General features: G+C 44.3%; 26 protein-coding genes. 8 read left to right on the top strand and 18 right to left on the bottom strand.

The window, feature by feature from the left end:
• Positions 1-212: 212 nt before the first annotated feature.
• Genes hemG through AB4513_RS15630 form a run of 3 tightly spaced genes read right to left on the bottom strand, consistent with a single transcriptional unit; the run spans position 213 to position 2,866 of the window.
• Complete coding sequence (gene hemG, locus AB4513_RS15640) at positions 213-740, bottom strand: menaquinone-dependent protoporphyrinogen IX dehydrogenase (protein ID WP_004736667.1); 528 nt, start codon at positions 738-740, stop codon at positions 213-215.
• Positions 741-750: 10 nt separating this feature from the next.
• Entirely contained in the window at positions 751-2,208 is a 1,458-nt protein-coding gene (locus AB4513_RS15635; RefSeq protein WP_009848169.1) for a TrkH family potassium uptake protein, read from the bottom strand.
• Positions 2,209-2,242: 34 nt separating this feature from the next.
• A complete protein-coding gene (locus AB4513_RS15630; protein ID WP_009848168.1) occupies positions 2,243-2,866 on the bottom strand; it encodes a YigZ family protein in 624 nt (207 codons plus the stop codon).
• Between the two features lie 227 nt (positions 2,867-3,093).
• Here AB4513_RS15630 and fadB point away from each other — a divergent pair, with 227 nt between their 5' ends.
• From fadB to AB4513_RS15615, 3 genes are all read left to right on the top strand, one after another.
• Entirely contained in the window at positions 3,094-5,265 is a 2,172-nt protein-coding gene (gene fadB, locus AB4513_RS15625) for a fatty acid oxidation complex subunit alpha FadB (RefSeq protein ID WP_009848167.1), read from the top strand.
• Positions 5,266-5,291: 26 nt separating this feature from the next.
• Complete coding sequence (gene fadA / locus AB4513_RS15620) at positions 5,292-6,455, top strand: acetyl-CoA C-acyltransferase FadA (protein WP_016784138.1); 1,164 nt, start codon at positions 5,292-5,294, stop codon at positions 6,453-6,455.
• Between the two features lie 234 nt (positions 6,456-6,689).
• Positions 6,690-7,670 carry an MDR family oxidoreductase gene (locus AB4513_RS15615; protein WP_017099656.1) on the top strand — a complete coding sequence of 327 codons (981 nt, stop codon included), beginning with the start codon at positions 6,690-6,692 and terminating at the stop codon, positions 7,668-7,670.
• A 135-nt stretch (positions 7,671-7,805) separates the two neighbouring features.
• Here AB4513_RS15615 and AB4513_RS15610 read toward each other — a convergent pair whose 3' ends face one another.
• Entirely contained in the window at positions 7,806-8,747 is a 942-nt protein-coding gene (locus tag AB4513_RS15610) for a LysR family transcriptional regulator (RefSeq protein ID WP_017099657.1), read from the bottom strand.
• A 155-nt stretch (positions 8,748-8,902) separates the two neighbouring features.
• The gene (locus AB4513_RS15605) at positions 8,903-9,088 is read right to left on the bottom strand and encodes a hypothetical protein (protein WP_004736674.1); all 186 of its coding nucleotides are present in this window, start codon (positions 9,086-9,088) and stop codon (positions 8,903-8,905) included.
• A 149-nt stretch (positions 9,089-9,237) separates the two neighbouring features.
• On the opposite strand from AB4513_RS15605, the gene tusA reads away from it, so the two are divergent.
• On the top strand, positions 9,238-9,489 hold the full coding sequence (gene tusA, locus AB4513_RS15600; RefSeq protein WP_004736675.1) for a sulfurtransferase TusA: 252 nt from the start codon (positions 9,238-9,240) through the stop codon (positions 9,487-9,489).
• Between the two features lie 83 nt (positions 9,490-9,572).
• On the opposite strand, the gene AB4513_RS15595 is transcribed toward tusA, so the two are convergent.
• Both AB4513_RS15595 and AB4513_RS15590 read right to left on the bottom strand, forming a co-directional pair.
• Complete coding sequence (locus AB4513_RS15595; protein ID WP_009848161.1) at positions 9,573-9,827, bottom strand: hypothetical protein; 255 nt, start codon at positions 9,825-9,827, stop codon at positions 9,573-9,575.
• Positions 9,828-9,978: 151 nt separating this feature from the next.
• Positions 9,979-10,533, bottom strand: a complete 555-nt coding sequence (locus AB4513_RS15590; RefSeq protein ID WP_102258029.1) for a TMEM165/GDT1 family protein — start codon at positions 10,531-10,533, stop codon at positions 9,979-9,981.
• Positions 10,534-10,953: 420 nt separating this feature from the next.
• Between AB4513_RS15590 and glyQ the strand changes: the two genes are divergently transcribed.
• From glyQ to AB4513_RS15570, 4 genes are all read left to right on the top strand, one after another.
• Positions 10,954-11,868: a glycine--tRNA ligase subunit alpha gene (gene glyQ / locus AB4513_RS15585; RefSeq protein ID WP_009848159.1), complete on the top strand. Its 915-nt coding sequence runs from the start codon at positions 10,954-10,956 to the stop codon at positions 11,866-11,868.
• Positions 11,869-11,870: 2 nt separating this feature from the next.
• Complete coding sequence (gene glyS / locus AB4513_RS15580) at positions 11,871-13,937, top strand: glycine--tRNA ligase subunit beta (RefSeq protein ID WP_009848158.1); 2,067 nt, start codon at positions 11,871-11,873, stop codon at positions 13,935-13,937.
• Between the two features lie 110 nt (positions 13,938-14,047).
• Positions 14,048-14,728 carry a response regulator transcription factor gene (locus tag AB4513_RS15575; protein WP_009848157.1) on the top strand — a complete coding sequence of 227 codons (681 nt, stop codon included), beginning with the start codon at positions 14,048-14,050 and terminating at the stop codon, positions 14,726-14,728.
• 1 nt (position 14,729) lies between these two features.
• Positions 14,730-16,112 (top strand): sensor histidine kinase, encoded by a 1,383-nt coding sequence (locus AB4513_RS15570; protein WP_009848156.1) that lies wholly within the window; start codon positions 14,730-14,732, stop codon positions 16,110-16,112.
• A gap of 15 nt (positions 16,113-16,127) precedes the next feature.
• Here the strand turns inward: AB4513_RS15570 and AB4513_RS15565 are convergent, their stop codons facing one another.
• From AB4513_RS15565 to AB4513_RS15515, 11 genes are read right to left on the bottom strand one after another with little or no spacing between them, the layout of a single operon-like run.
• Positions 16,128-16,769, bottom strand: a complete 642-nt coding sequence (locus AB4513_RS15565; protein ID WP_009848155.1) for an OmpA family protein — start codon at positions 16,767-16,769, stop codon at positions 16,128-16,130.
• A 49-nt stretch (positions 16,770-16,818) separates the two neighbouring features.
• A complete protein-coding gene (locus AB4513_RS15560) occupies positions 16,819-18,126 on the bottom strand; it encodes a pilus assembly protein TadG-related protein (protein ID WP_009848154.1) in 1,308 nt (435 codons plus the stop codon).
• Positions 18,127-18,142: 16 nt separating this feature from the next.
• Positions 18,143-18,721, bottom strand: a complete 579-nt coding sequence (tadF, locus tag AB4513_RS15555; RefSeq protein ID WP_009848153.1) for a tight adherence pilus pseudopilin TadF — start codon at positions 18,719-18,721, stop codon at positions 18,143-18,145.
• The gene (locus AB4513_RS15550) at positions 18,696-19,181 is read right to left on the bottom strand and encodes a TadE/TadG family type IV pilus assembly protein (protein WP_009848152.1); all 486 of its coding nucleotides are present in this window, start codon (positions 19,179-19,181) and stop codon (positions 18,696-18,698) included. Before AB4513_RS15550 ends, tadF begins: the two co-directional genes overlap by 26 nt.
• Positions 19,171-19,953: a lipopolysaccharide assembly protein LapB gene (locus tag AB4513_RS15545; protein WP_009848151.1), complete on the bottom strand. Its 783-nt coding sequence runs from the start codon at positions 19,951-19,953 to the stop codon at positions 19,171-19,173. Before AB4513_RS15545 ends, AB4513_RS15550 begins: the two co-directional genes overlap by 11 nt.
• Entirely contained in the window at positions 19,946-20,851 is a 906-nt protein-coding gene (locus tag AB4513_RS15540; protein ID WP_009848150.1) for a type II secretion system F family protein, read from the bottom strand. The genes AB4513_RS15545 and AB4513_RS15540 overlap by 8 nt, the downstream gene beginning before the upstream one ends.
• Positions 20,851-21,771 (bottom strand): type II secretion system F family protein, encoded by a 921-nt coding sequence (locus tag AB4513_RS15535; RefSeq protein ID WP_009848149.1) that lies wholly within the window; start codon positions 21,769-21,771, stop codon positions 20,851-20,853. The genes AB4513_RS15540 and AB4513_RS15535 overlap by 1 nt, the downstream gene beginning before the upstream one ends.
• Positions 21,772-21,780: 9 nt before the next feature.
• The gene (locus AB4513_RS15530; protein ID WP_009848148.1) at positions 21,781-23,064 is read right to left on the bottom strand and encodes a CpaF family protein; all 1,284 of its coding nucleotides are present in this window, start codon (positions 23,062-23,064) and stop codon (positions 21,781-21,783) included.
• Positions 23,065-23,073: 9 nt separating this feature from the next.
• The gene (locus AB4513_RS15525) at positions 23,074-24,297 is read right to left on the bottom strand and encodes a P-loop NTPase (protein WP_102258030.1); all 1,224 of its coding nucleotides are present in this window, start codon (positions 24,295-24,297) and stop codon (positions 23,074-23,076) included.
• A gap of 24 nt (positions 24,298-24,321) precedes the next feature.
• On the bottom strand, positions 24,322-24,840 hold the full coding sequence (locus tag AB4513_RS15520; protein ID WP_009848146.1) for a hypothetical protein: 519 nt from the start codon (positions 24,838-24,840) through the stop codon (positions 24,322-24,324).
• Positions 24,837-26,156 (bottom strand): type II and III secretion system protein family protein, encoded by a 1,320-nt coding sequence (locus tag AB4513_RS15515; protein WP_009848145.1) that lies wholly within the window; start codon positions 26,154-26,156, stop codon positions 24,837-24,839. Before AB4513_RS15515 ends, AB4513_RS15520 begins: the two co-directional genes overlap by 4 nt.
• Positions 26,157-26,163 lie beyond the last annotated feature (7 nt).

Here is a 26,163-nt window from a genome sequence, read left to right as displayed (position 1 = left end):
TTTTCAAAACTTTTTTCAAGCGCTTAGCTTGGCTAATTTGACCTGCTGATTCGTTTTCGCTTTTGAAACCAAAGCTTCGAAGCCATCCCGTGTCAGCGAGGTGGCATTATAGAGATTTCGATCACACTGGCAAGCCCTTTTTGAAGTTTTTCTCGTTTTTTTATTCGTTCGATTAAAAAGAGCACAAAACGCCTCAAAAGTAGGCTTTTCTCTTACATCTCTTGCAATTTCTTAGAGAATAAAGAGACTTTTTCCCAGTTTGTGTACTCAACTTCCTTGGTTGTATCCGTTTCTCCACCTGTCATATTCATAATGAAGCGAATCATGGTTTTATCGAACCAGTTATAACGTGGGTAATAGAGGGCACCAGCGAATACACCGATTAGAGTCGGCTGCCATGGAGACTTAAGAAGAAACTTCTTAATATAGGCGCTACCTTCAGGAGTATCTTTGCCTTGGTCTTCTTTACGAGCTGTTAAGTTAACGCAAAAGAAAGCAACCTTGTTCGATTGCAACTGAGCAAGGTTGGCATCAATGAACTTATATAGCTTCTTATTAAGGTGGCCGTAACGAATAGATGCACCAATCAACACTCTATCGTATTGAGCAAAGTCGACATTACTAATAGTGTGCAGATCTTGAAGCTCACATTCGAACTCATTCATTTCTTCTTTTATATAGTTCAAGATTTTCTTGGTCTGCCCTTCACGGCTTGAATATAAAAATAGAGCTTTTGCCACAATGTTGTCCTTAGCTACGCCAAAACGTAGGGGTCAATAAAATTAATAAGGTGAATATCTCTAAACGACCAAACAGCATAGATACGATCAACACCCATTTGGCCTTATCATTCACATCGCCGAAGTGCATTGCCACTTCACCTAAGCCCGGGCCAAGGTTATTCAGCGTTGCCGCTACGGCAGAGAAAGCGCTTAGCTCATCCATCCCCGTAGCAATAAGAGCCAACATACAAACCACAAAAACTAATGCGTATGCAGAGAAGAAGCCCCAAACCGCATCAACGACACGTTGTGGTAGCGCCGAACCACCAACCTTGATGGTATAGACAGCACGCGGGTGAACAAGACGCTTCATTTCACGAGCACCCTGTAAAGTAAGCAGTAATATTCGAATGACTTTCATACCGCCACCCGTTGAACCTGCACAACCACCTATAAAAGAAGAGAACAGAAGCAACACAGGTAAGAATAGCGGCCACTCAGAGAAACCGGTTGTGGTGAAGCCTGCGGTTGTTGAAATAGATACTGTCTGGAACAAGGCTTGATCGAAAGCATCATAATACGAGTCATAAGAATGGTGATTCAACAGTAATAAGAAACAAACTAAGAACAGCACGACTTGAATAAAGATAAAGGCACGGAACTCAGGATCTTTCCAGTAATACTTAGGATGTACACCACCAGAAGCAAATGCCGCAAAGTGAAGAGAATAGTTACATGCAGATATAAGAAGGAACACGACCGTAATCATGTTGATAGCAGGACTGTTGAAATAGCCCATGCTTGCATCGTGCGTTGAGAAGCCACCAATTGCGATAGTCGAGAAACTATGGCTAATAGCGTCAAAGAAGCTCATACCTGCAAGCCAAAATGCCACTGCACAAGCAATTGTTAAGCTGAGATAGATGTACCAGAGCGCTTTTGCCGTTTCAGCAATACGCGGTGTCATCTTACTGTCTTTTACAGGACCTGGGATTTCAGCACGATACAGCTGCATACCACCGATACCCAGAACAGGAAGAATGGCTACCGCCAATACGATGATACCCATACCACCAAACCATTGTAGGAACTGACGGTAAAACAGAATTGCCTTAGGGAGATCATCAAGGCCGACAATAACCGTCGCACCAGTTGTAGTTAATGCAGAAAAGGATTCGAAGAAAGCATCGGTTACCGAAACACTCGGGTTATCAGCGATCAAAAACGGTAACGCACCCGCACTGCCGATTACCGTCCAGAACAAAACAACAATCAAAAAGCCATCTCGCGCCTTCAATTCATGTTTATAGCGTCGGTTTGGAAACCAGCAAGTTGCTCCAAAAAATAATAGAACAAAGAAAGTCGTCACAAATGGCACACCCGCACCATCTCGATAGATCAGTGCGACGAGCGCAGGTGCGAGCATTGATACACTAAAAAGTGCTAATAATAATCCGACGATTCGAATAATTGAGCGAAATTGCATGAGCTATTGAACGAAGCGAAATGCTTCACACTTCCTAGTTGTCTTTGACTTTCGTTACCAGTGCCTTAGCACCGCTTTTATTGATCATGGTTTGGGTAAACGAATCTACCTGAAGGAGCTCTATTTCAATAATAAGCTCAACTTGCACACCATAATCCGCTTGGACTTCAACAGCCTGATGCTGAGCCATAATGGATTGCGCAATTGGCACAAAGCCATAGTCTAACTCTAGCCGTAATTTTGTGGTTATTTTTTTCTCGATAGTTTGAAGCAGCTTGAGAGCTTGTTGCACTCCACCACCGTAAGCCTTTACTAGGCCACCCGTTCCAAGCTTGATTCCGCCAGAATAACGAGTAACAACAGCCGTCAGTTCACCAACGCCAGAACCAGACAGTTGCGCCAAGATAGGCTTACCCGCAGTACCAGATGGCTCTCCATCGTCACTAAAGCCCCATTGCATTGAGTCTTCAGGTCGCCCTGCAGCAAAACCCCAACAATTATGTCGCGCTGATGAATGCTCTTTTTTTACCTGTTCTACGAACTGTTTAGCAGCTTCTACACTTGGAGTATGAGCAAGATGAGTAATGAAGACGCTCTTCTTTATCTCTTCTTCAAACAGAGCCGACGCTGACGGTATTAAATAGGGCTGTTCATTCATATCGTTAACTTAATTAATAAGAGCGGCGAAGTGTATCACGCGTGAATAATAAGGGTTAGAGGATCTGTGCCATCGCACAATGTTAAACAATTGTTTAAAAAATGTATTGAAATTCACCAGGCAGAGGTACAGACTAGAATAACTGGTCTTACCAGGTATTCTACAATAATAGAAAGATAACAAGATTCTCTCAAACAATCGTGGATTGTATGTCATGGAGATAGACAATGATTTACCAAGCTAACACCTTACAGGTAAAGGAATTACAAGATGGTATTGCAGAACTTAGCTTCTGTGCTCCGGCCTCTGTAAACAAACTCGACCTTGCTACTTTAGAATCACTAGATAAAGCGTTAGATGCTCTTAATGCTCACGCTGGATTACGTGGTTTAATCTTAACTTCAAACAAAGACGCGTTCATCGTAGGCGCAGACATCACTGAATTTCTTGGCCTATTTGCTAAGCCAGAAGCCGAACTTGATGAATGGTTAAGATTCGCTAATTCAATTTTCAGCAAGCTCGAAGACCTTCCTGTCCCAACTCTTTCAATGATGCGTGGCCATGCCCTTGGCGGCGGCTGTGAATGTGTACTCGCTACCGATTTCCGTATCGGTGACAAGACCACCAGCATAGGCCTACCAGAAACCAAACTTGGCATCATGCCTGGCTTTGGTGGTTGTGTGCGTCTGCCACGTGTTATCGGTGCTGACAGTGCAATGGAAATTATCACGCAAGGCAAAGCATGCCGTGCAGATGAAGCACTTAAAGTTGGCTTGTTAGATGCGATTGTTGAAACAGACCAACTATTAGAATCAGCGATTAACACTGTTTCTCTAGCAGCCAATGAAAAACTCGATTGGCAGCTACGTCGTAAACAAAAAACATCAGCGCTTTCATTAAGCAAACTAGAAGCGATGATGAGCTTTACCATGGCGAAAGGCTTAGTTGCTCAAAAAGCAGGGCCTCATTACCCAGCACCTATCACCTCGGTTATCGCTATCGAAGAAGCAGCACGTAGCGATCGCGATGCAGCACTAGACATCGAGCGTAAACACTTCGTTAAGCTAGCGAAATCTGAAGAAGCGAAAGCATTGGTCGGCTTATTCCTTAATGACCAATACATCAAAGGCCTAGCGAAACAAGCTGGTAAGTCTGCAAACAAAGCGACTGAACGAGCAGCGGTACTTGGTGCTGGCATCATGGGTGGCGGTATTGCTTACCAGTCAGCGTTAAAGGGCGTGCCAGTGATGATGAAAGACATCGCACAGGCGTCTCTAGATCTTGGTATGAACGAAGCATCTAAGCTGTTGAATAAACGCTTATCACGCGGTCGCCTAGATGGATTCAAGATGGCAGGCATTCTGTCTTCTATTACCCCAAGCTTACATTACGCAGGTGTTGAACAGTCAGATGTGATTGTGGAAGCCGTTGTAGAAAACCCTAAAGTAAAAGCAGCAGTACTGAGTGAAGTGGAAGGTCTGGTGGGTGAAGACACAGTTCTTACATCAAACACCTCAACGATTCCGATCAACCTGCTAGCAAAATCTCTAAAACGCCCAGAAAACTTCTGTGGTATGCACTTCTTTAACCCAGTACACCGCATGCCTTTGGTTGAGATCATCCGTGGCGAGCATACTTCAGAAGAAACCATTAATCGCGTGGTTGCTTACGCAGCGAAGATGGGTAAATCCCCTATCGTTGTTAATGATTGCCCAGGCTTCTTCGTTAACCGTGTACTTTTCCCTTACTTTGGCGGTTTCAGCATGTTGCTACGTGACGGTGCTGACTTCACTAAGATCGATAAAGTCATGGAGCGTAAGTTCGGTTGGCCAATGGGCCCTGCTTACTTGCTAGACGTTGTAGGTTTAGACACAGCACATCATGCACAAGCAGTAATGGCGCAAGGTTTCCCAGAGCGTATGGGTAAAGAAGGTCGTGATGCAATTGACGCACTTTACGTCGCTGAAAAATACGGCCAGAAGAACGGCAGCGGTTTCTACACGTACAGCGTAGACAAACGCGGTCGTCCTAAGAAGACATTCTCTGAAGACATTCTTCCTATCCTGGCTGACGTATGCCAACAACCACAAGACTTTGATGACCAGACAATTATCCAACGTGTGATGATTCCTATGATCAACGAAGTGGTGCTTTGTTTAGAAGAAGGCATCATCGCGACACCGCAAGAAGCGGATATGGCACTGGTTTACGGTTTAGGCTTCCCTCCATTCAGAGGCGGCGTATTCCGCTACTTAGACAGTGTGGGTATTGGTAACTTCGTTGAAATGGCGAAGAGCTACCAAGACTTAGGTGCAATGTACCAAGTTCCTCAACTATTGCTTGATATGGCAGCGAAAGGCGAAAGCTTTTACGACGGCCAACAAGCAAGTTCTCTGTAACCCACATTTGGAAAAGGAATAGCAAAATGAATAATGTAGTTGTTGTTGATTGCCTTCGTACCCCAATGGGACGTTCCAAAGGTGGAGCTTTCCGTCACACTCGTGCTGAAGATCTGTCGGCACATTTGATGAAAGGCATTTTAGAGCGCAACCCAGAAGTAAACCCTGTCGAAATTGAAGACATTTACTGGGGTTGTGTACAACAAACGCTAGAGCAAGGCTTCAACGTTGCACGTAACGCTGCTTTACTTGCTGGTCTGCCGATTGAGATTGGTGCGGTAACGGTCAACCGTTTATGTGGCTCATCTATGCAAGCTCTACATGATGCAACCCGCTCTATCATGGTTGGTGATGCTGAAATCTGCCTGATCGGTGGTGTCGAACATATGGGTCACGTACCAATGAACCATGGTGTTGATTTTCACCCTGGCATGTCTAAACACGTAGCGAAAGCGGCCGGCATGATGGGTCTAACGGCTGAGATGCTAGGCAAAATGCACGGTATTAGCCGTGAAGACCAAGATGCATTCGCAGCACGCTCACATGCTCGAGCTCAAGCAGCAACAGTTGAAGGTCGTTTCAAAAACGAAATCCTGCCAACAGAAGCTCACGCAGCAGACGGTTCACTGTTCACTCTGGATTACGATGAAGTCATTCGCCCAGAAACTACGGTTGAAGGCTTATCTCAGCTTCGCCCGGTATTTGACCCAGCAAACGGTACGGTAACAGCAGGTACTTCATCAGCACTGTCTGATGGTGCATCGGCAATGCTTATCATGAGCGAAGAGAAAGCCAACGCACTTGGCCTGAAGATTCGCGCTCGCGTGAAGTCGATGGCTATCGCTGGCTGCGATCCTTCAATCATGGGTTACGGCCCAGTACCAGCGACGAAAAAAGCACTTAAACGTGCAGGCCTAACCATCGAAGATATGGGTGTGATTGAGCTAAACGAAGCGTTTGCTGCTCAATCTCTTCCATGTGCGAAAGACCTCGGTCTACTGGATGTGGTTGACGAGAAAGTAAACCTTAACGGTGGTGCGATTGCTCTTGGTCACCCACTGGGCTGTTCTGGTTCTCGTATCTCGACGACCCTAATCAACCTGATGGAAGCACAAGACGTGAAATACGGCTTGGCGACCATGTGTATTGGTTTAGGCCAAGGTATTGCAACGGTATTTGAACGCCCATAGCGATCACTGGTTTTAATACTTGTAGGGTAATCTTTTGTGCAGCTATATTTATATAGCTGCACTTTTTATTACTTGGCATCCAACAATGCATCGATTGCGTTCAGCGAGAGAAAAACCAACACTGATATCTATGCACAAAACGCATAGATTCAATGTTGATGTTTCATTATTTTTTCTCGGATGATTCAACTAAAGTTACTTCAGTTTCCTAATATTCCTCCTACGGAGCAGATCATGTTTAAAGCACTTGTACTAAACCAAGAAGACAAAAAAACTATCGCATCAGTTTCTCAAATTGATGAGTCTCAATTACCAGAAGGTAACGTGAAAGTTGATGTGAGCTACTCTTCTTTGAACTACAAAGATGGTTTGGCGATAACAGGTAAAGGGCGCATTGTTCGCAACTTCCCTATGGTTCCTGGCATTGACCTTTCTGGCGTGGTTTCACAATCTGATGACCCGCGCTACAAAGCAGGCGACGAAGTTGTTCTAACGGGTTGGGGTGTTGGTGAAGGTCACTGGGGTGGCATGGCTGAGAAAGCCAGCCTAAACGGTGATTGGTTAGTGCCAATGCCAGCGGGTCTAGACGCTAAGAAAGTCATGGCGATTGGTACCGCTGGTTTCACCGCTATGCTTTGTGTGCAAGCTATCGTAGATGCAGGCATCAAACCAGAAGACGGTGAAATCCTAGTAACGGGTGCTAGTGGCGGCGTAGGCAGCGTGTCTATTACGCTGTTAAACCAACTAGGCTACAAAGTAGCAGCGGTTACTGGCCGAGCTTCAGAAAATGGCGAGCTTCTAAAATCACTAGGTGCAACACGCATTGTAGAGCGTGCTGAATTAGAAGAACCAGCGAAACCACTTGAGAAACAACTGTGGGCTGGTGCTATCGATACAGTAGGTAGCAAAGTACTTGCGAAAGTATTGGCACAAATTGATTACAACGGCGCGGTTGCAATGTGTGGCCTAGCAGGTGGTTTTGATTTACCAACTACAGTAATGCCATTCATTCTACGTAACGTTCGCCTACAAGGTGTGGATTCCGTAATGTGCCCTCGTGAAAAACGTATTAAAGCGTGGGAGCAACTGGCTGAACTACTACCTGAGTCTTTCTACGGCCAAGCGACTAAAGAAGTGCCTTTAGATGGCGCAATTCAAGCTGCAGAAGACATCACTAACGGTCAAATCACTGGTCGCGTAGTCATTAAACTATAGATTCTCAAACATAAAGTTATCAAACCTTAAGCAACAGCTTTAGGCTTGGATAACCCAAAACAACAAAGGGCTGATTTTTATCAGCCCTTTTGCGTTTTTGTTATTCGGGTCTAGTGAGCCCAGACTCAGTCCTAGTTAACCCAAACCGACATCCGCAATTCGTTTTTGAATCAGCTCACCACACTCTTCTTTTACCACTCTTCTTAACCACTGTTGTGAAGCAGAAGAATCACATCGCGAGTGCCAGATCAGTGAGTAATCAAACGGCATAAATTCAAATGGTAATGGCTTGACGACTAAGTCATAACGCTCTGCCACCAAGTAAGCCAAATCAGCAGGTACAGTAATCACCAACGGCATTCTATCGACAATCGCCAATGCCGCTTCAAGGTGATAAGCACGCAGCACCATTTTTCGTGGTTGTTGATTGGCTAAGGCATTGTCTAATAAAGCCTTAACACCATCACTGATCGCAATCATCGCGTGCGGGAGTGATACATAGTCTTCAAGGTTTAAAGGCTTATCGGCTAATGGGTGATTCTTAGATAACAGGCACGACACACCGACCGGCCCCAATACATCTTGATGAAGTGGTGCAACGCTGCCACTCGGGCGACAAATAGCCATATCGACACGTTCGGTGCTGAGTTGCTTAAACAAATGCTCATGCTGCAATGGTGCAAACTCCAAAGAGATGTTCGGCGCTTGCTCATAAATCTTCGGCAGAGCATAAGGCAAGATGGTTTGCATCGCGTAGTCAGTGGTCGCAATCAAAAAGCGCTCGCTGCAATAGTAAGGATCGAAATCACTCGGGCTAAGAAGTTGGCGGAATGATTCTAAAGGTTGGTCAATGCGCTGGCTGATCTCGAGTGCTTTCTTGGTGGGAATAAGGTGCTGACCTTGGCGTGTAAACAGGGGATCGTTGAGTAGTTCTCTTAAGCGCCCTAATACTCGGCTAGTTGCCGATTGGCTTAGGTTAAGACGAAGCGCGGCTTGACTAACACTGCCCTCTTCAATCAATACCTTTAAGGCGACCAGTAAATTCAGGTCTCTACGATAGATGTCTTCTAATTCCACGCCACTTACCTAGCTGTATACAATTATCATTGGTCACTAAGTTGTTTATAGCATGCTTTAGATAAAAAAAATCCCGCAATTACGCGGGGAAGCCCAAGAAAATCTGGGGATAGTGTCGGAATGTTGTCGTATTGGAATTTGCTTGTGTATTAGGGTTAGTGCTCTTGCTCCTCGGCTATGCCTTGCCAACGGCGCATCTCTACCCAAATACCAATAATCGTTGCTACTATGCCAAAGATTGGCATTAGAGAGGTCTCTGTCGATGAGCGTAGTACTAACGCACAAAAAGAAATAAAACAGAGAACTGAATAAATTGTTAATCTATCTAATCCTGTCAACATCGCCACTCCTTAGCTAGTTGCCTTTGTTACAAGTTGTTATCAACTTGTTAATTAAGTTATAGGAAATGGTTCCGTTTGCCAAGCACTTATTGCATATTTTTTCTGCAGACGTATTATTCACTCGTTAGATAGATATAGAGATACAAACCATGACATTCAAACCTGAACTGGCAACCCACACTTTAGAAGCTGAAGGCCTGCGTTGCCCAGAGCCAGTAATGATGGTCAGGAAGACAATTAGAAACATGCAGGATGGCGATGTGTTACTGGTAAAAGCTGACGACCCTTCGACAACTCGTGATATTCCGAGCTTTTGTCGATTCATGGATCACCAGTTGGTAGGCCAAGCGACAGAAACGTTGCCTTACCAGTATTTGATCAGAAAGGGATTGGAGGCGTAACGCCCCACCGACTATCAAGTATCAAAAAAGCCGCTCGTACCTTATGTTCTTAAACAGAACTCAGAGTACGAGCGGCTTTTTGTTTATTCGCTTCTAGACTTGTTTTGCAGATGCTCAAGCTGATGCTGAATTTCTCGGATATCTTTTCGCATAGGAATAATATGCGCAACCCGAATCCAAGCTTCTACCGCAAGCCCGGTCATGATCATCGAACCAGCCACCATTGGTAGCCACATGTCCGTCAACACCATGCCTAGTAGTGTAAGTGCGAGACCAAAGGTAAATAGATAACTTTGGCTTTGTGGAGTAATACCCATATAACGCGTCAACATAATCATGCCCTCGTGTTCTTAACTCACAAGATTAAAATATCATGACAAGTATGACAGTTATATGTCCATTCGCTCGATAAACTCCACAATACTGTAAGAGTATGACCTACAACACATTACTCTACTGATTGAGTATAATAAGACTCAATACTACCGCTTAATAGAACGCTGCTGCGATAGCCAAACCCACGAACAACAAGGCTGTGATCTTGCGAATCAGGTCAAGTGGCATCTTATCTGCCGATAGCTTACCAATGATCACCACAGGCACATTCGCCAGCAACATACCAATGGTAGTACCGAGAATGACCCACGTTAATGCATCCGAATATTGAGCCCCTAGAATCGATGTCGCAATCTGAGTCTTATCACCGATCTCAGCAATGAAGAAAGCGATAAAACTGGCGACAAACGGCCCTCGGTTCGAGATCTGCTCATCGTCATCTAATTTATCCGGAATCAGAATCCAGCCTGCCATCGCAATGAAACTGACCACCAGCACCCACTTAAGTACTTTAGGAGATAAATAATCAGCAACCACAACACCTAGCCACGCAGCAAGGGCATGGTTGGCAATGGTGGCAAAGAAAATAGCCGCAATAATAGGTAGCGGTTTTCGATATCGACTGGCTAATAAAAGGGATAACAACTGAGTCTTATCACCGATCTCGGCTAAGGCGACAGTTGTAATTGAAATTGCTAAAACGCTCACGACATGCTCATTTGGGATGAGGATTATTATATTTAACCAAAGACAAACCTCGCGCCCCATCCCGGTTCACGATGCTTGTCTAAGGTCTTGCTAAGCGCCACCAAGGTGGTGGTTGCCTCGAACGCCATGATGATTTTGCATCAATTATGTTGACGAACGAACTCATTCAATAGGATATGAATAAGCAAGCTACTCCCCAAAGACCGCGAGATTTTAATCACCCACGCTTTCAAACACAAGTGTCAAAGTTATCAAAATATCCACTTGTGCCGAAAAACAAACATTAAAGGCAAAAAAATCCACTAAACGACATTTTAGACCACTAATTAAACAAGATTACCCCTACTCGCTTTACCAATATCTCGGTATACTCAGAGGTTATTTTTATCATTCATTTAAAAGAATCGCGCGAACCTGACTATGCAAAAATACGATATCAAAACCTTCCAGGGAATGATCCTCGCGCTGCAGGATTACTGGGCACAAAACGGTTGTACCATTGTTCAACCACTAGATATGGAAGTAGGTGCTGGCACCTCTCACCCAATGACATGTCTACGTGCACTTGGCCCAGAGCCAATGTCTACGGCATACGTTCAACCTTCTCGTCGTCCGACCGATGGTCGTTACGGTGAAAACCCGAACCGCCTGCAGCACTACTATCAATTCCAAGTAGCTCTAAAACCTTCTCCAGATAACATCCAGGAGTTGTACTTAGGCTCGCTTGAAGTTCTTGGTGTCGACCCACTTGTTCACGATATTCGTTTCGTAGAAGACAACTGGGAAAACCCAACGCTAGGCGCATGGGGTCTTGGTTGGGAAGTATGGCTAAACGGTATGGAAGTGACTCAATTCACTTACTTCCAACAAGTTGGCGGTCTTGAGTGTAAGCCAGTAACGGGTGAGATCACTTACGGTATCGAGCGTCTAGCAATGTACATCCAAGAAGTAGACTCTGTTTACGACCTTGTATGGAACGTAGCACCAGACGGTTCTAATGTGACTTACGGTGACATCTTCCACCAAAACGAAGTTGAGCAATCAACATACAACTTCGAACACGCAGACGTAGATTTCCTATTCACTTTCTTCGACCAGTGCGAAAAAGAGTGTAAAGAGCTACTTGAGCTTGAGAAGCCACTGCCGCTTCCAGCTTACGAGCGCATTCTAAAAGCAGGTCACGCATTCAACATTCTTGATGCGCGCAAAGCTATCTCTGTAACAGAGCGTCAACGTTACATCCTTCGTATCCGCAACCTGACTAAAGCTGTTGCAGAGGCGTACTACGCGTCACGTGAAGCGCTTGGCTTCCCAATGTGTAAGAAGGATAAATAATCATGGCGAAGAATTTTCTAATTGAACTGGGTACGGAAGAGCTTCCACCAACGGCACTTCGTTCACTAGCTGAAGCCTTTGCTTCTAACTTTGAAGCAGGTCTTAAAACGGCTGAACTTTCTCACGAAGGCATCAAGTGGTACGCAGCACCTCGTCGTCTAGCACTTAAAGTGACGGCACTGGCTGAAGGCCAAGCAGACAAAGTCGTTGAGAAGCGCGGTCCTGCAATTTCTGTCGCATTCGATGCTGAAGGCAACGCGACTAAAGCTGCACAAGGTTGGGCTCGTGGTAACGGTATTACTGTTGAGCAAGCTGACCGCCTGAAAACAGACAAAGGCGAGTGGCTTCTTTTCAAACAGGAAGTAGCTGGCAAACCTGTTCAAGAATTGGTGATGGACATCGCTGCGAAAGCTCTCGCTGGCCTACCAATCCCTAAAGCAATGCGCTGGGGTAACTCAGACATTCAATTTATCCGTCCAGTGAAAACACTGACAGTACTACTAGGTGATGAGCTTGTTGAAGGCGAGATCCTAGGCGTAGCTTCTGCTCGTACTATCCGTGGCCACCGTTTCATGGGCGAACAAGAGTTCACTATCGACTCTGCTGACCAATACCCTGCGATCTTAGAAGAGCGCGGTAAAGTAATGGCAGATTACGATGCGCGTAAAGCGATCATCCTTGCTGATGCGAAAAAAGCAGCTGACGCAGTTGGTGGTATTGCTGACCTAGAAGATGACCTTGTTGAAGAAGTTACCTCTTTGGTTGAATGGCCAGTGGTGCTTACTGCTAAGTTTGAGCAAGAGTTCCTAAAAGTGCCTTCTGAAGCTTTGGTTTACACCATGAAAGGCGACCAGAAGTACTTCCCAGTGTATGACGCTGATAAGAACCTTCTGCCAAACTTCATCTTCGTTTCGAACATCGAGTCTAAAGAGCCTCGTCACGTAATCGAAGGTAACGAGAAGGTTGTACGTCCACGTCTTGCTGATGCTGAGTTCTTCTTCAACACAGACCGTAAGCGCCCGCTGATCGACCGTCTTGCTGAACTAGACCAAGCTATCTTCCAGAAGCAACTGGGCACTATCAAAGACAAAACCGACCGCATCACAGAACTTGCTGGCTACATTGCTGAGCAAATCGATGCTGACGTTGAGAAATCTAAGCGTGCAGGCCTACTGGCTAAGTGTGACCTAATGACATCAATGGTATTCGAATTTACGGATACTCAAGGTGTGATGGGCATGCACTACGCGACTCACGATGGTGAAGACGAGCAAGTAGCACTAGCACTTTACGAGCAGTACATGCCTCGTTTCGCAGGTGACACACTACCAAGCACTGGCATCTCTTCTGCTGTAGCAATGGCAGACAAGCTAGACACTATCGTGGGTATCTTCGGTATTGGCCAAGCACCAAAAGGTTCTGACCCATTCGCTCTACGTCGTGCATCACTAGGTGTGCTACGTATCATCGTTGAAAACGGCTACAACCTAGACCTAACTGATCTAATCGGTAAAGCGAAAGAGCTACTAGGCGACAAGCTAACCAACGAAAACGTAGAAGCTGACGTTATCGACTTCATGCTAGGTCGTTTCCGCGCATGGTACCAAGATGCTGGTTTCAGTGTTGATATCATCCAAGCGGTACTAGCACGTCGTCCAACCAAGCCAGCTGACTTTGACCAACGTGTTAAAGCGGTTTCTCACTTCCGTGAACTGGAAGCAGCAGAAGCACTAGCAGCAGCGAACAAGCGTGTAGGTAACATCCTTGCTAAATTCGATGGCGAGCTACCTGCTGAAATCGATCTTGCTCTTCTTCAAGAAGACGCAGAGAGAGCACTGGCTGAAAACGTTGAAGTAATGACAGAAGCATTAGAACCAGCATTCGCAACAGGCAACTACCAAGAAGCCCTAAGCAAGCTTGCTGATCTACGTGAACCTGTTGATGCATTCTTCGATAACGTAATGGTTATGGCTGATGACGAAGCGCTTAAGAAGAACCGTCTAACGCTACTGAACAACCTACGTAACCTGTTCCTACAGATTGCTGATATTTCTTTACTACAGAAGTAAAACCAATTTGGAATAAATATTAAGGGGGAAGCTTTGGCTTCTCCCTTTTTTTTATCCAAAGCTAGTGTAAGCTCTATCTGGTTGAATATTATTGTAGATAGGGATATTACATGCTGGTTGTTTTGGTTGAAGATAATGAAATATTGAATCACCACCTATCTTCTCAGCTCAGTGAGCAAGGACATACTGTCCATGCAGATAGAACAGCTTCTGCATGTTTACAAACGATTCAAAAACAGTCCAATACAGATGTGATGATCATTGACCTTGGCCTCCCTGACTTTGATGGCATTACGCTGATCAAGCAAATACGTCGTAAAGAAATTGCAGTCCCAATATTAATCTTAACCGCACGTGGCAACTGGCAAGATAAAGTAGAAGGGCTTAACTCCGGGGCTGATGATTACCTTACCAAGCCCTTCCAATTTGAAGAGCTACACGCTCGCCTTGAGGCGCTTGTTCGTCGAAATCAAGGGTTTTCCGCTTCCCAAATCAAAGCGCAATCGCTCACCTTAGACACTCAAGCCAAACGTATCAGTTACGATGATGCTCTGATTGAACTTACAGCCTTAGAATTTCAAATATTCGAGTACTTAATTCGCCATTGCTTACAAATCGTATCTAAACAACAAATCGCAGACTCCCTTTATGCGCAGGGTGAAAATGTTCAGCTAAACAATATTGAGGTTATCGTTTCACGCTTACGTAAAAAGTTAACGCAATACACTCAAGCTAAGCTGATCAGCACCATTCGCGGGCAAGGTTATCGTTTTGAACTAGAAGCCAAGTAGTATGAAAAGACTGTACAAAACTCAGTTCAGACGTCGGACATTCGCCGTTGCTGCTTCCATTATGATTTCAATGGTACTCACTAGCGCCTGGTTCTACTACAACAGTCAAAAACACCAACTTTTTGAGTACTACTCGAAAAATACCCTTCGAGAATTGCCTGCTGTAATCAATGAACTGCTGTCTTCTGGGGAAATACCGCCATTGACGGAGTGGGATAGGTTCTATGCGAAAGAGTCTCCCAACACTAGCGTCACTCTATGTGATCACAACAATCAACAAGTATGGACATCAGTAAATATTGAAAGACGAGCTAAGCTGCTATCAGAGATAGGCGTCAGCCAATCTCAAGTCAACGAACTGTGTCATGATCTAAATTTCCCCATAGATACTATTCGTTTGGTTGAAAGATCGAATGGCGCCGCTTTTATTGTCCACACAATTCTCTGGAAAGGTTTCCAGGAAAAAAAAGATGGCAGAGTTATCTTTACCCAAAGGGTCGAAGAGAAAATAGAACCCATACATCAGTTAAAATACACCGCGGTTGGAGTGTTAGTGGTTGCGCTTGCTTTGATCAGTGCTCTACTTTTGGTTTTTTATCGTATTAGTTTTGCGCCGTTTACTCGACTAGAGAATGAACTGAATGACATAAAGCAGGGTAAACAAAACCAATTAGCCCAGTCATACCCTGAAGATTTACATAGCGTCACCAGTGCATTGAACGAATTGCTATACCAACAAAAAGAAAATCAGGAGCGTTATAAGCGTTCTCTCAATGATCTCGCCCATAGTTTGAAGACTCGCGTGACAGTTTCTCAAGCATTACTTGATGAAGACTCATCCAAAACAAAGAATGACCAAATCAACCAACAACTGTTAGAAATGGATAGCTTAATTCAGGCACAACTCAAAAGGGCTTCGCTAGGCGTTAAAGGTATAACGACTTCATCGACACCGATAAAACCAATCCTCGACAGCCTAGTAGGCATGTTTACGAAAATCCATGCCGACAAAAAGATCCAATTCATCACTCAGTTTGACGACCAACAGACCGTGCCTCTTAATAAAGATGATCTTATGGAAGTGCTCGGTAACCTATTAGAAAATACTTATCGGTTCGCACAAACCTCTATCGAATTCAAAGCCACTCAAAGCGAACAGCAGATCCTGATTGAGATCTATAATGATGGGCCAGTAATAGATAACTCGATCAGCCAAACCTTATTTCAACGTGGCGTAAGAGCCGATCAGAAGACCCATGGTACAGGATTAGGTTTGGCGCTATGTGATGAGATACTCCATAGCTACAAAGGGACAATCTGGTTCGAGCAATCAGATAACCCATCCGTGGGTGTCGTTTTAAAAATACTGCTCCCAACAAGTTAAATTTGTAGGGCAGGGTTAAGAGTGAATATCAACCCTGCGATTGTTATGGCGACCGGATTCAGTCTCGTTACTCTGCACTGGGTTCGCCTCACCTTGTGAACTCACTGTCAGGTCTTCAATATTTACGCCTTGCTCTTTCAAATACCCAACAACAACATTCGAGCGCTGCAAGCCTAAGCTTAAGTTGTAACTATCACTACCTTTTGAGTCGGTATTCCCCGTGACGATAAATTCGGGAGTTTGATGTTCAAGTTTAGCTATAAGGTTTAACAATAAATAACGAGATTTTTGATTCAGTTCATCGTCATCGAAATCAAAAGTCACGCGAGCCAACACCTCACGAGCCAACTTACCTTCTACAAATTTAGTTCGACTCAGTAAGTATTGTGCGCAATCAGCACTTTCTGATACTTGAGTTAACTTATCTTGAATCAGATTTTTAATCGCTTGATTAGCTGTGCTTGCGTTCACTTGCATGAACGGGCCTTGGTGATACATCACTTTCTTCCCCTGACCGATCGTTACCGTCTTCTCAAGTTCAGAGTCGCCCATATGGCAGTAATGATAAAGTAGTTCGTTGGTATCTGGTTTTAAAGGGGCTGCCAGTATAGAAAACGACAGAGTAAATAAAGACATAACAGATATAAGCGTTTTCATTTTTGCTCTCTTAATAATATTCAGTTAATAAAAAGGATGTCACATACCTCTATTGCGCCAAGTGACCCACTTCTTCCGTAATTAATCCCAAAATTTTATTGAGAATGTCTTCCTTGTTTTCAGCCTTATAAACATTATCTCGGCCAACGCAATTACGCAGACCCACGTTTTTATTAAGTTCATAATCGAAACCAATCACAGCCATGCGCGCGTTCATTCGTTCACCATCAGGTGTCATCATTCCTTGGCTTACCCCGCCAATTACCTCTATGTCATCATGCGTATTATCTGCCGAAACTTTGCCGCCGTTGACCATATTGAGAATGTTGCTACACATACCTTTCGACACAAGCTTATTGGTTTGCCCTGCGTAGTGATTCCAATCTTCCCCATCAGACAGAATAATGATCAGCTGCTTTTGGTTCTTCGACATTGAAGTCACAATTTGCCCTGCACGAATAATGCCTTGCAGTGAAGCAGTGCCTCCCCCAGCTTTGAATTTCTTGACCTTTTTAGTGAAGGATGAAAAATCGGTGGTAAAATAGAGGTCGTAGAACCGTGCATCATCATCGCTATTAGGCACACGCGAGGCTTCTCCTTTAACGATAAATTGTTGAGCTATCGTTTTGTTAAAATTCACCGTATCGTCTTTATCGTATTCACCTTCTCTTGAAACTACCCGCTGATCGCGAACTACTAAGTTGTCATTCTTATCTTTATTGATGGTTCGGCGATTAAAACCGGTAAGTGCAACCCGATGAGGGTGCTCTGGATATAGATCGTTATACGCGCCGAGTTCATCAGCCACATCTTCAATAATGTCTTTCAGATCATTTAGCTTAGAATGCCGACCACCACTCCACGAGTCATTCATAGATTCTGAAAAATCGACGATAAAAGTAATGTCTATCGGCTGGCTTTGATAGCGTCGTGCTTTCGATGATCCCGTCACATTGAAGCTATCACCAAAGCCAGAAATCACATCGTTACCAGGAAACCAGGACTTGTGCAGTGTTTGACCCGCAACACGATATTCAAAGTAGCGTGCTTCGCCTCTTTCCGTAGCAGCAATACATTCAGGTATTTCATCACACCCTAGCTTCTTAACTTCAATATCTAGGATCGAGTCCATGTCATATAGATAATGCTGAATATAGCGCTCCGCCAATTGATGGTCTTGTTCATCTTTTGCTGATACCGCTAGAACAGCCGCTTCTGAAGCTTCCTCTAATCGAGCTTTGGTTTGTAATGCGCGGGCACCATCAGAACCAAGCATAAACACTCCAAACAAAGCTGGGATCATAATGGCAAACAGCATAGCTGCATGGCCAAACTGCTTACGCATAGCGTGTTTCATAACCTTTCTCTTCGCTCTACCTGCCGATCACGACAGAATCAGACATCACGTGAGTAAACTCACGCCCCAAAATACCACCAATCCAATTATCCGATTCATAACAAACCGTCACTCGGTACAGGGGCATTTCTCGACCTCGGTTAGTCACTACCGTCATGGACTCTAATGAATCAATGGTTTGCTTTATTCTGCAGGCAACAACACCGCGTTTTTCACTGATCGCGGGGTTGGGTGTACCCACTTGTTTGAAGCTCAACTCTTCCACCAACAACCCATAGTGTTCCCGTTCAAAATGACCAAAGGTACGCAGTAAGGAATGCTGAGCAATGATATCGATATCATCGACTTCTTTAGTTGTAAGCTGATAATCAGTATCATAAAGTTGGGTTCTCTCTTTAAGTACATTGACCAGTGAATAAGAGAGTCGATCGAGTTTTCCTTTCAATGAAAGCTTGATGATCACGTCACCACTGAAAGCAATCAATAAGCTGAAAAATACAGCGACCATGGCAAACTCAATACTAAAAACCCCCTGCTGCTTACTCTTCAAATTCCCATGCTTTAGGGTTCTAAATTTCAAATTTTGACCTTTCATATTCCTGCACAACAATCATCTCTCTGCTCATTAAATTCTGAGTCGTGAAGAAGTAGCTAAAGATAGGTGAAAAACGGTAGTTAATTCGATAAATGGCAAGCGCTGCGTTATCAGCATCACCACACTCTTTAAATTTTTGACTACCAGAAATACTGCATTGGTCTGTAATACTAGCTAACTCACTCAGGTTTTTAGAGTAGTGAATCGTGACTTGAAAATTGTCGCCATTAACAACCTGATTCCAGATACTGCCTTCTCGGTGCAAAACCTTATCTACCGTATCGAGATAATTTCCTGAGCCCTTTTTAGCTGTGCGAGCCACCTCTGAAACCGCCAAGTCGTTGATCGCCGAAATGTACGAGATATAGCTCATCTCAACCCACGCCATACACATCAACCAAAAAGCAAAAAAGCCCACCGCAAACTCTATGCTCGCGACACCCTTTTGCTTATATCGCATTACCCGCCTCCTCCGATAACGAAAGACCACTGACTGCCAGCGTTTGGCTCTCTAATGAATAAGGAGTGTGGTGGCGCAACGCCTGATAAATTTTTTGGATTTGGTGCTTGCTGTATCTTTCACTCAACACACTTTCGACAAACGGGTAGTGGCCCAACTTAGCCATACTCAACGTCAAGTTTGCCATCATCTGTTCGTTCATCTGACCGCGCTTATACAATGGTAATAAACGCTCCATAGCTGCTTGATAATGCTCTTGCGTAATATCGAGCACAGCCAAATTATTATTCACTGATACCGAGTCATAAAAATGCTCGCGCGCGCGTTCAAAATACCGACGAGATAGATCAAACTGATAGCTGTAACCATAAAACGTTCCCAGTAAATTCTCGGCTGCCGCATGTGTAGCATTTTCCACTAATACTTGTTTAGCACTACTGATCGCTGCTGGGTACTGACCTAATTCACCGTATGCTTTCGCTTGCATCAATAAACTGTTCACACTGGGTTGTGGTTTTTGAGTAACAGGGGCAATGTAAAACAGAGCCGACTCAGCATCGCCCATAGCTAAATATGTATTCGAGAGTTTTTCTCTCACTTCATCAGCGTCGTATTGCTGCAGCTGATTTTTATACAAACGGGTTAACTGAACGTAATTATGTGTTTTTTGATAGATAGCCTCTTTTGACTCATCTTTCTGCCAACTCGCTTGAGTTGAACTGCATGCCGCCAACATTAAAACTAACGTTAGCGCGATTATTTTCTTAAACATTAAGCATCATCCTCATTACCCCCGGAGCGGCAATTACGAATACAATTGGGATCAAGATAAACACGATCAGTGGAATCGACATCTTGGCAGCTAACTTCCCTATTTCTTCTTCCAGCTCTAGCATTTGCACTTCTCGAATATCGCCTGCCAACGTCGTTAACACGTTATAAATCGAGGATCCATGTTGAATGCTCTGCGTCAGCGTCATCACAAAACTACGAACTTCTGGTGATGGAACCTTGCGATACAACTCCTCTAAGGCATTTTCCATTCCGACCAAACGAGCCCGTTGGTTTGTCACCTCCAACAAGCTAGAAAGCTCTTTATCAAAGCTTTTCATTTCAATGGAGAGGTATTTCATTGATGCTTCGATTGTCATGCCGGTTTGGACGCAAATCGCCATTAGGTCAATCAGATACGGCATTTGACGAGAGATTCGACGTTGACGGTTTTTAGCCATCGAGCTCAAGACTAGGTCAGGCATCACAATAACCACCATAGCCCACCCCGCAGCTATCGCGATCCATGATTCAGACGAAACCTCAATAAACCAACACACGCCTGCAACAACCACTTGCCCGATAAACAACGCACTGTACTTCAGTGGCATAAACCATTGAGCCCACCGGATGTCACTCACGCCAGCATTAGCAAAGCGCACTGTAATATCACTTTCGGAGGTGACGAAAATAGTCGACATGGGCGTCAACCAACGATTCAGTTTTATTTCTGCCTCTTTTGACTGATCGGCCAATCGATGATGTTTCGCTAAGGCTGCTATACGGTGTTTTTTCTGAGTACACACGACTAACCAATAAAATATGAGCAACAAGCCAAATGCTACGCCGGCCCAGGCGAAAAATAACCCAACGTTCGAGAAGTTTATTGAAGAAGCCATTACTTCACCTTTTTCATTAACGCCCAGATGATCAGCATGCCGATACTTTCACTTGTGATGAGGTAGTAAAGAATCGGTCTCCCTTCTGGGTGGTGCATTACGAACTCAAAATTTTCAGGACTAAGAAACTGCAAAATAAACAGAAAGAAGAATGGTGTTGCTCCTACAATTTTTGCGGAGATACGAGCCTCTGAAGTAAGAGCAAACTTTTTTCTTTCTACAGCTCTCGCTTCGAACATTTGTCGATTCAGACGTGACATCACCTCTTTTAATTGCCCCCCTCTTTGCATGTTAGCTCGCAAGGTAATGACAAAAAAATGAAACGACGGATACGGAAAGCGACGACAAGATTTACGAAACACATCATCAATCGGCTCTCCTAAATTGAGGCGCTCGCTCATCAGCTTAAACTCTTTACCTACCTCACCTTCAAGTTTCTTCCCTACATACCCAATGCCTCGCCCTATGCTTTCACCCGCACTAAGGGAACTTGCCAGCATGTTCAACGCATCAGGGAAGGTTTCTTCAAAGCGTTTTTTCTCTCGTTTCTGTAAATGGAGATAACCAAAAAACCAAGCGATAATGAGAGTCAAAGGCAAAATTTCAAACCAAGGTAAGCGCAGTGACATTTGATTAAGAATGCCGATCGCAAGCAGTGCTACAACAGAAAAAATGACGACCTTACCTAATGCCATTTTTCCAAGTTGGCGCTGTAAGTTATCCCAACGCACACGAAGTTTCTGTTTGAAGTTACGATCAGAAAGACTGGCAAAATTAACCGCTTGTTGCGTAAAACTCAGATCGCTTTTCAGATTACCTTTCGCTTGCTGTGATAAATACTCATCAACAGAAGGAGCTCTATTCGGCTTAAGCGCTACAATCATGAGTATTGCCCCACCCAAAATAATCAACCAATACATGTCTCACTCCTATTGATTGAGTGTCATAGACTCAATCACTTGAGTTAACTTCTGCTCTACACCAAAGAAACGGGCTTTTTCATAAAGCGCAGAACGAGCCATAACACCAGATGTCACATAACTACCTCGAATGCGACCATCAGGGCTGTGAGGTGAAGTTTGGAAAGAGAACAACTCTTCTAACACCACGTTGCTTCCCTCAATACCGACCACTTCAGTGATATTCATGATCTTTCGAGAACCATCATGCAATCGGCTGACCTGAACGACTAAATCGACCGCGCTTACAATTGAGCGGCGGATCGCTTCTAAGGGCAAATTATTGGTCGCCATCATCACCATTGATTCGACACGAGCCAAAGCATCTCGTGGTGTATTGGCGTGCAACGTAGACATTGAACCATCGTGCCCAGTATTCATGGCTTGCAGCATTTCAAATGCTTCACCACCACGGCATTCACCCACAATAATTCGGTCTGGGCGCATTCGCAGTGAATTAATCACTAAATCTCGAGCGGTAATAGCCCCTGTCCCTTCAATGCCCTCATGACGAGTTTCCATTCGAACAACATGTGACTGCTGAAGCCTTAACTCAGCGGTATCTTCAATAGTGACGGTTCGTTCACCCTCTGATATATGCTGTGATAAAGCATTAAGTAACGTTGTTTTTCCCGATCCCGTACCACCAGATACAATAATATTGAGTCGGCAACGTGCAGCTAACTGAAGTAAACCTGCCATATCGGGAGTAAGAGACCCAAACTCAACTAATTCTTCAAAACCAATACTTTGCTTTTGAAACTTACGAATCGAGATTGACGTCCCTTCCAATGTGATAGGAGGAATGACAATATTCACACGGCTACCATCATCTAACCGGGCATCACAAGTAGGAGAAGACTCATCGACCCTGCGCCCAACACGACTAGCGATGCGCTTAGCAATATCAAGCAACTGCTTCTCATCGATAAATCGAACAGGTGCTTTCTCGACTAAGCCATGACGCTCAATATAAACCTGTTGTGGGCCATTGATCATGATGTCGGTGATCGAGTCATCATCCATCAACACCTGCAAAGGCCCGAGGCCAACTAACTCATGTACCATGCTGGTGACATATTCTGATTTTGCCAGTGATGAAATAGATAACTGATCTCGACTCACTAGCATATCAACTGCGCTAGCTAACTGAGCTTCTAACTCTAGACGCGGTAAGCTTTCAATAACACTGGCATCAAGTGCATCAAATATCTGCTTACGCAGTTGTAAATAAATGCGCTGTGCATGTTCCATATCGTCCCCTTACCGTTTTAACCACTGGAAGAATGAAAATGCTGTTTTTTCCGCAACTTTCTCTCCCATCAATAAGGCAACTAACGTTTGCAGTCCGTATTTCATTTCAGAACGTGATTCACTAAGCAGCTCACCTTGAAGTAGGTATTGATTAGCTTTGAAATCAAACACTAAATTCGCGTCTGCCTCTCGACCAAAATACTTAACTACATCCGCCTCACTAATTGACGCTGCGTTATGTGGTCGAGAGCGGTTCATTACCGTCAGTACGACAAGGTTGGGATAATGCACATCGATTTCAGAACGAATTCGATTCAGCTCTCTTAATGACGATACTGTTGCATCAAATACCAAGACTAAAGCATCTAGTTTCCCCACCGCTTGTCTAAACTCTTCATTGGTTGTCGCAGTGTGAGAATAGTCTTCCACGACAAAAGCATGACTTGAAATCATCTGCTTCTTTAAAGACTGGGTGTATTGGAATAACTCATCACGGCCAAACTCATCTGATTCCACCGCAAGAAGTGACAAATTTTTTTCAATATTTTGTACCAAGCTTGTCGCGATATCATTATCCACTCCTGTAGTAAGGGTGCCTTTTTGAACACTGCGCTTAGTAAACTTCTTAAGCCCTAACATCACGTCAATATTGCTGCCAGTGTAGGTATAGTCGACTAGCAAAGTACTCGCATTTTGATGCTTGGCCAAACGGCGAGATATCTCACACGCGACTAGTGAAGTACCGACCCCACCTTTCACGCCCATGACTGCTATTTGCTTGGCTTTACGATTTGTACTCACGCCTTGTTGTGCTGCGTGGTTACGGGAAACGTTGTGATAAAAATCGATCGTTTCCGCTTCACCCGCTGGCCAAAACAAGTAATAGAAACCCAACTGTCTTAAGACTCGAATGATGGATATGGTATCTTCACTGCCAATAATGATCACTGACACATGAGGAGGTAAGGTATGAGTCAATAACTGAGCATCAGCGACAATATCTTGGCTTTGATTTAATTCAACAAATACCACTTCAACATCTGGGTATTGCTCTAATCTAGTCACATTTGTGTCTTGGCTGGCGAACGAGCTAGGCTCATTCAACCCTTCAAATCTGAACGATTTTTGGATGAAGTCGCGGCATATCTCGGTTTGGAAAAGCATCGCACAACGATTCTGTTTCTCCGATTTTTTAGGTTCCGCACTGTTTAGTTTATTCACTAAATCAAACATCTGAAATTCTCTAACAGTTAGTAATTAGATTGCTTTGTGCGGGTTGACCATTGACTGCCAACGGCTCGTGTCCACATTGCACCCTAAGCTTCCATTCCCATACTCGCCGACCCGTTCCTGGTGGCAAATTTCTAGTTTGGTCTTATATGTTGTGACTGAAAGACTTAAGTCAAAGCGACTCTCTAGTGGTAACGGATCTGATGCGTTTGAGTTATGCTCATTTGGGCTATAACCTATTTGACTGTATTCAATCTGACTCGACATCACACCAGCTTGGATTAACTGGCTCACAACCTCTTTATAAAGCGCCTGATTCCCGCTCCCTTTGGTGCGTATTTTCCATTGCGCCACCTTTACATTTTTAGGGTAACCCAAGATAAACTCACTCACTTTTCTGGTCACCAACTGGGGTTGGTCAGAGCGAAGTTTAAGCTGATAAGTCACAGGAAAAACTTCAACTTCCGTTCCGCGAGGCTCCGATATACGGTCAACACACCCTGTAATAATGACGGCGGTAAACAAAGTAACCATCATTGATTTCATTGGCTAAACCCTCCAGCAGACAAAACTTCATCAGCCCACTTTTGTTGTGATTGTTCATAGCCACTGCCTAGTCCAAAAAAGCGCTTGAGCGTGCTAGTCTTTTTCATCGTCGGTAATTGGATCTGCTCCGCTTTGACTGGTTGAACTAAATTAACGGTCGCTACAATGACTAACTCAGTTTTACTACGTTCGGTTCCTGTATGGCGAAACAAAGCACCGATAATAGGTATATCACCAATGTAGGGAATTCGAGTCAGTGACTCTTTCTCTTCACTGTTAAGCAACCCACCAAGAACGAAGCTTTGTCCATCCCCCAGTTCCACGGTTGTCTGGGCGCGTCGTGTTCTTAATGCTGGTAAATCAAAGTTGTCACTGCTGTAACTACCATCTAGGGAGCTAACCTCTGGTGTCAGTGCTAGCTTAATTTTGTCATCTCGAAGCACCTTAGCCAGTAATTCCAGTCGCACACCGAATTCCTTATATTCAACGTTGGTTGCACCATCTATAACCGTCACAACGGGCAGTTCTCCACCCACTAAGAAACTCGCTTTCTCACCTGAAATCACCGACAAATTAGGTTCTGCTAGAACTTGACCAACGCTATCGGTACCTAAAGCTGAAATAACAGAGACAATATCGCTAGCACTAAAATGAGTAAGTTGATCCACAAATATGCCGGGCGTACCATTGCTGCCCATCTTGATGCCGAAGTCTTGCATAAAAGAGTGCGATACCTCTGCAATGGTCAACTTAACGTTCACCTGCTTAGTCGCTGATATTTCGATATTATTCACGACGCCTGCGTAATTAAGTTGAGTCATAAAACCCACATCAATGTCGTCACTCTCTTCATCACTCATTTGAAAAGAGGTTGAGTTCGCTGTTTTCCCCAAAAGCTCACCCACCAACTGGTGAATGTTATCCTTTTCCTGTTCATTAGCGACGACACCACTCAGAACAACGTTCTCACCGATGCCTGCTACAAACACTTCCGCATCGGGAAATAACACATCAATTTGTTGCTCTATTTCGCGATAACTTTTATTCACCAACAATAAGCGGTTAAATAATTCACGTCCTTTCGCATCAAATGCGATAAACGAGGCAGATCCTATATTCTTCCCAAACACCACGACCTTATTACTATCAATCACTTGGTAATCTGCAATATTCTTCCCTGAGATAAAAACAGAAGCGATTTCCCCTCGAATCGAAAAGGTTTTAGCTTCTCCCTGAGCTAAATTAGTCGAGCCTTGAGCCAAAACCTCGAATGGAAGCAGCAGAACCAATACTAAAGTCAACATTGTTGTTTTCATGGTTAAC

The organism is Vibrio sp. 10N.222.54.E6, assembly GCF_041473955.1.
Classification (GTDB): domain Bacteria; phylum Pseudomonadota; class Gammaproteobacteria; order Enterobacterales; family Vibrionaceae; genus Vibrio; species Vibrio tasmaniensis_A.
Note: the sequence above shows the minus strand (reverse complement) of the source record. Positions and strands in the feature narration are given on the sequence as shown.

Coding starts and splice junctions, on each gene's coding strand:
- AB4513_RS15525 (WP_102258030.1), bottom strand. CDS start 24,297: ATGTTTGATTTAGTGAATAAACTAAACAGTGCGGAACCTAAAAAATCG.
- AB4513_RS15550 (WP_009848152.1), bottom strand. CDS start 19,181: ATGCGATATAAGCAAAAGGGTGTCGCGAGCATAGAGTTTGCGGTGGGC.
- glyQ (WP_009848159.1), top strand. CDS start 10,954: ATGCAAAAATACGATATCAAAACCTTCCAGGGAATGATCCTCGCGCTG.
- AB4513_RS15560 (WP_009848154.1), bottom strand. CDS start 18,126: ATGAAACACGCTATGCGTAAGCAGTTTGGCCATGCAGCTATGCTGTTT.
- AB4513_RS15565 (WP_009848155.1), bottom strand. CDS start 16,769: ATGAAAACGCTTATATCTGTTATGTCTTTATTTACTCTGTCGTTTTCT.
- AB4513_RS15595 (WP_009848161.1), bottom strand. CDS start 9,827: ATGATTATGTTGACGCGTTATATGGGTATTACTCCACAAAGCCAAAGT.
- AB4513_RS15630 (WP_009848168.1), bottom strand. CDS start 2,866: ATGAATGAACAGCCCTATTTAATACCGTCAGCGTCGGCTCTGTTTGAA.
- AB4513_RS15615 (WP_017099656.1), top strand. CDS start 6,690: ATGTTTAAAGCACTTGTACTAAACCAAGAAGACAAAAAAACTATCGCA.
- AB4513_RS15635 (WP_009848169.1), bottom strand. CDS start 2,208: ATGCAATTTCGCTCAATTATTCGAATCGTCGGATTATTATTAGCACTT.
- AB4513_RS15515 (WP_009848145.1), bottom strand. CDS start 26,156: ATGAAAACAACAATGTTGACTTTAGTATTGGTTCTGCTGCTTCCATTC.
- AB4513_RS15575 (WP_009848157.1), top strand. CDS start 14,048: ATGCTGGTTGTTTTGGTTGAAGATAATGAAATATTGAATCACCACCTA.
- tadF (WP_009848153.1), bottom strand. CDS start 18,721: ATGAAAGGTCAAAATTTGAAATTTAGAACCCTAAAGCATGGGAATTTG.
- tusA (WP_004736675.1), top strand. CDS start 9,238: ATGACATTCAAACCTGAACTGGCAACCCACACTTTAGAAGCTGAAGGC.
- AB4513_RS15545 (WP_009848151.1), bottom strand. CDS start 19,953: ATGTTTAAGAAAATAATCGCGCTAACGTTAGTTTTAATGTTGGCGGCA.
- AB4513_RS15520 (WP_009848146.1), bottom strand. CDS start 24,840: ATGAAATCAATGATGGTTACTTTGTTTACCGCCGTCATTATTACAGGG.
- AB4513_RS15535 (WP_009848149.1), bottom strand. CDS start 21,771: ATGTATTGGTTGATTATTTTGGGTGGGGCAATACTCATGATTGTAGCG.
- AB4513_RS15540 (WP_009848150.1), bottom strand. CDS start 20,851: ATGGCTTCTTCAATAAACTTCTCGAACGTTGGGTTATTTTTCGCCTGG.
- glyS (WP_009848158.1), top strand. CDS start 11,871: ATGGCGAAGAATTTTCTAATTGAACTGGGTACGGAAGAGCTTCCACCA.
- fadB (WP_009848167.1), top strand. CDS start 3,094: ATGATTTACCAAGCTAACACCTTACAGGTAAAGGAATTACAAGATGGT.
- AB4513_RS15605 (WP_004736674.1), bottom strand. CDS start 9,088: ATGTTGACAGGATTAGATAGATTAACAATTTATTCAGTTCTCTGTTTT.
- AB4513_RS15570 (WP_009848156.1), top strand. CDS start 14,730: ATGAAAAGACTGTACAAAACTCAGTTCAGACGTCGGACATTCGCCGTT.
- fadA (WP_016784138.1), top strand. CDS start 5,292: ATGAATAATGTAGTTGTTGTTGATTGCCTTCGTACCCCAATGGGACGT.
- AB4513_RS15530 (WP_009848148.1), bottom strand. CDS start 23,064: ATGGAACATGCACAGCGCATTTATTTACAACTGCGTAAGCAGATATTT.